4 protein-coding genes are annotated in these 3,710 nt (G+C 64.0%); 3 read left to right on the top strand and 1 reads right to left on the bottom strand.

Annotation, left to right across the window (positions count from 1 at the left end; translation table 11 throughout):
- Positions 1–138 precede the first annotated feature (138 nt).
- Positions 139–1,035, bottom strand: a complete 897-nt coding sequence (locus FXB38_RS42070) for a LysR family transcriptional regulator (protein WP_148756712.1) — start codon at positions 1,033–1,035, stop codon at positions 139–141.
- A gap of 268 nt (positions 1,036–1,303) precedes the next feature.
- Here FXB38_RS42070 and FXB38_RS42065 point away from each other — a divergent pair, with 268 nt between their 5' ends.
- The 3 genes from FXB38_RS42065 (at position 1,304) to FXB38_RS42055 (ending at position 3,615) form a co-directional block, all read left to right on the top strand.
- Positions 1,304–2,038 carry an SDR family NAD(P)-dependent oxidoreductase gene (locus FXB38_RS42065; protein WP_148756711.1) on the top strand — a complete coding sequence of 245 codons (735 nt, stop codon included), beginning with the start codon at positions 1,304–1,306 and terminating at the stop codon, positions 2,036–2,038.
- A gap of 42 nt (positions 2,039–2,080) precedes the next feature.
- Positions 2,081–2,680 (top strand): NADPH-dependent F420 reductase, encoded by a 600-nt coding sequence (locus tag FXB38_RS42060; RefSeq protein WP_148756710.1) that lies wholly within the window; start codon positions 2,081–2,083, stop codon positions 2,678–2,680.
- 122 nt (positions 2,681–2,802) lie between these two features.
- The gene (locus FXB38_RS42055) at positions 2,803–3,615 is read left to right on the top strand and encodes an SDR family NAD(P)-dependent oxidoreductase (protein WP_148756709.1); all 813 of its coding nucleotides are present in this window, start codon (positions 2,803–2,805) and stop codon (positions 3,613–3,615) included.
- Positions 3,616–3,710: the final 95 nt, after the last annotated feature.

Here is a 3,710-nt window from a genome sequence, read left to right as displayed (position 1 = left end):
AGATGTGTATAAGAGACAGGGCTAGATGATCTTCAGTGCACAAAACTGTCCATCCTGCAGGGCACGCCCTATCCGCAATGCCGGTCAAAGGCAATTTTGTGCACTGTCCGCGTAACTCCGCCGCCGACCTCCCCCGCCTCACTCGCGCGATATCGACAGTCCCGCGAGAAGCGGCGCGTACGCGGCGAGCCTGCGGGATACGAACTCCGTGAACAGCCGCACGCGCTTCGTCTTGCGTGTGTCCCCCTGTGCGAGCAGCCAGACCGTTCCATACATGTGCAGCTCGGTACCCGGCACCCTCACCAGCAGGGGGTCGGCATCGCCGACGAAGCACGGCAGTGTCGTCATCCCGAGCCCTTGCCGTACGGCAGCGATCTGCGCCTCGGCGTCGGTGATCCTGAATGGAACGCCGGTGGTGCGAACCTCACCCTCGCTGGCCCAGTCCGGGATTCCATGAATGCTGATGACGATCCACCGGATCGGATCAGGCGCGCCCGCACGCCACGCGGCCAGTCGATCGCGGGACATGTAGACGCCGCCGAACAGCTCCGGTCCCTTCAGGCCGTGAAGATTGAGCGGCAGGGTTTTGCGGTCGTAGACGACGCGGATCGCGACGTCGGCCTCGCGGTTGGTCAGATTTGCCAGCTCGCCGGACGACAGGATTTCCATCTCGATATCAGGATGCAGACGCGCGAAATCGGCGAAGTCCGGCATCAGCAGGTGTGTCGCCAGCGGCGGCGCCAGCGTCACCCGCAGCAGCCCGCGCACGCTCTGGTCGCGGCCGAAGACGCGCGTCTCCAGCTGGTGCGACGACGCTTCCATCTGGTCCGCGAACTCGAGCACCTCCTCGCCCGCAGCCGTCACGCGGTAGCCCGACGGCAGCTTTTCGAACATGTGGACCCCGAGGCGTTCCTCGAGCTGGGCGATGCGTCGCAGCACGGTCGCGTGGTTCACGCCGAGGCGCTCGGCGGCCGCCCGCACCGAGCCTCCGCGCGCGACGGCAAGAAAGTAGCGAACGTCATCCCAGTCGATCATGGTGCAATCCCGCACCGCGCGGTGCGCCTTCCCGAATCCCGTCTCTAACACATCGACCAGCAGTAGGGGCGGTCGTCCTAGCCCTATGGCGGCAAGCGCGGTCCAATTTCCGAACGGCGGACACCGATTGCGGCCGACTGCAGTCGTTCAGCCGGATCGATTTCGCACCACCGATGTGCGCGCTTCCGCACTCGCCGCGTGAGGCCGGCAGACCCATCTCGAGCTTCTCGGGGGCAGATGCTGTCCCGACATCACGACAGGAGAAGTTATGGGAAAGCTTGAGGGTAAGGTTGCCGTCGTCACGGGTGGATCGAGCGGCATGGCGCTGGCGAGCGCCAGGCGCTTCGTTGAAGAAGGCGCCTATGTATTCATCACGGGCCGGAGGCAGGAGGCGCTGGACGAGGCCGTCAAGCTGATCGGCCGGAACGTGACCGGCGTGCGCGGCGACGCGGCCAATCTCGGCGATCTCGACCGCCTGTTCGACACGGTCAAGCGGCAGAAGGGCGGGATCGACATCCTCTACGCGAGCGCCGGCACGGGCGAAGCCGTCCCACTGGGCGAGATTACCGAGCAGCATTTCGATGCGACCTTCAACCTGAATGCGCGCGGCACGCTGTTTACGGTCCAGAAGGCGTTGCCGCTGTTTCGCGATGGCGGATCAATCTTCATGACCGGGTCAGTTGCTTCGATCAAAGGTTTTCCTGGCTACAGCGTGTATGCGGCGAGCAAGGCGACGTTGCACGCATTCGCACGCGGTTGGCTCAACGAACTGAAGGGCAGGAACATCCGGGTGAACGTGCTGCACCCGGGGCCGATCGCCACACCGATGCAGGATCAGGTTCTCACCGAGGAGGCGAAGCGGATGTTCGAATCCCTGATCCCGCGGGGAAAGATGGGTCGTCCCGAGGAGATTGCGGCGGTCGCGCTGTTTCTCGCTTCAGACGATTCGAGCTTCGTGAATGGGGTGGAGTTGTCTGTCGACGGCGGCTTCTCGGCGATCTGAAGCGCCAGCAAATCAATATCAACACGGATCGGAGAAGTTCAAATGAGCTATGCGATTGTAGGATTCGGCAAGATAGGCCAGGCGCTCGCCCACGCCTTCGCCCGCAAAAACATCGACGTGACGGTTGCGAGCCGCCGGCCGCCCGAGGCGTTGGCGCCGCAGGTCCGGGCGATTGGACCCAGGGTCGTCGCCAAGTCGCTGCGGGATGCACTCGAGGCCGACACCATCATCCTGGCGGTCCCGTTCGGAGAGCATCGCGAGGTTGCGAAGGCCCTGCCGAGCTGGAAAGGCAAGACGATCATCGACGCCATGAACGCGTTTCCAGTCCCTGAAGAGCTGCACGGTCTGCCGTCCTCCGCGTTCGTCGCGAAGGCGTTCACCGGCGCCAGGCTCGTCAAAGGGTTCAATCACCTGCCTGCGGCCACCCTGGCTGCCGATCCGGTGGTCGAGGGCGGTCACCGGGTGGTCTTTCTGTCTGGTGACGACGAGGACGCGATCGCTCCGGTGGCGGCCTTGGCCAAACAACTCGGGTTCGCACCGGTCGACTTGGGAAAGCTCAACGAGGGTGGCGCGCTGGTGCACGCACGCGGCCGCACCTGGGGCCGGCTCATCTTCAAGGATCTGTTCAAGAAGGAGCAGTAATCGACGCATTGCGGATTACGGGGTTACGCGGGAGTTACGGTGACAGTGCACTTAACTCCCCGTAACGCCCGTAACCCCCTGGATCGGCGGATGATCACCACCTACCATTGGAGATGAATGACATGAATATTGAACTCAGGGGCCGCAAGGCGATTGTCACCGGATCCACCGCCGGTATCGGCCGCGCGACGGCGGAGGGGCTGGTCCGTGCCGGCGCATCGGTCGTCGTCAACGGCCGTGGCAATACCCGGGTCGATGAGGCGGTGCGGCAGATGCGGCAGGCCTTTCCCGGAAGCGACATCTCGGGTATCGCCGCCGATCTTGCGACAGCGGAGCGTGCCGAGGCCTTGATCGCGCAGGCGCCGGACGCCGATATCCTTGTGAACAACGTTGGTACGGCTCACATCCGGGGCTACAATGGCGTCGAGGACATCGCGAAGATCCCCGACGAGGACTGGCTCGGCCTCTTCCAGTTGAACGTCATGAGTGGCGTGCGCGTGACCCGTCATTACCTGCCGCGGATGGCGGCGAAAGGCTGGGGCCGCGTCGTGTTTGTAAGTAGCGAGTCCGCGGTCAACATCCCCAAGGAAATGCTCGACTACGGCATGACCAAGACCGCTCAACTCGCGGTCTCACGCGGGCTTGCCGAGGCGGTCGCGGGCACGGGCGTCACCGTCAACGCCGTCCTGCCGGGACCCACCCGCTCCGAGATCCTGGGCGACTTCATGGCGAAGCAGGCCGAAGCAAACGGAATCACGCAGCAGGAAGCCGAGCAGGGCTTCCTGAAGGCAATGCGTCCGACCACCCTCATCCAACGCTTCGCGACCACCGATGAGGTGGCCAACATGATCATCTACGCATGCTCGGAGCAGGCTTCGGCGACATCCGGCGCGGCTTTACGGGTGGATGGCGGCGTGGTCCGTTTCGTCGCGTAGCTGCCGGATGACGCGCCCATTAGCCGGCCGGTCGTCAAGATGACGAGCGCATTTTTTTGGCAGCGCAAGCTGCCAAATCTTTCGCTGGTCGCTTT

Source organism: Bradyrhizobium cytisi, from assembly GCF_008123515.1.
Lineage (GTDB): Bacteria > Pseudomonadota > Alphaproteobacteria > Rhizobiales > Xanthobacteraceae > Bradyrhizobium > Bradyrhizobium cytisi.
Note: the sequence above shows the minus strand (reverse complement) of the source record. Positions and strands in the feature narration are given on the sequence as shown.

Coding starts and splice junctions, on each gene's coding strand:
- FXB38_RS42060 (WP_148756710.1), top strand. CDS start 2,081: ATGAGCTATGCGATTGTAGGATTCGGCAAGATAGGCCAGGCGCTCGCC.
- FXB38_RS42065 (WP_148756711.1), top strand. CDS start 1,304: ATGGGAAAGCTTGAGGGTAAGGTTGCCGTCGTCACGGGTGGATCGAGC.
- FXB38_RS42070 (WP_148756712.1), bottom strand. CDS start 1,035: ATGATCGACTGGGATGACGTTCGCTACTTTCTTGCCGTCGCGCGCGGA.
- FXB38_RS42055 (WP_148756709.1), top strand. CDS start 2,803: ATGAATATTGAACTCAGGGGCCGCAAGGCGATTGTCACCGGATCCACC.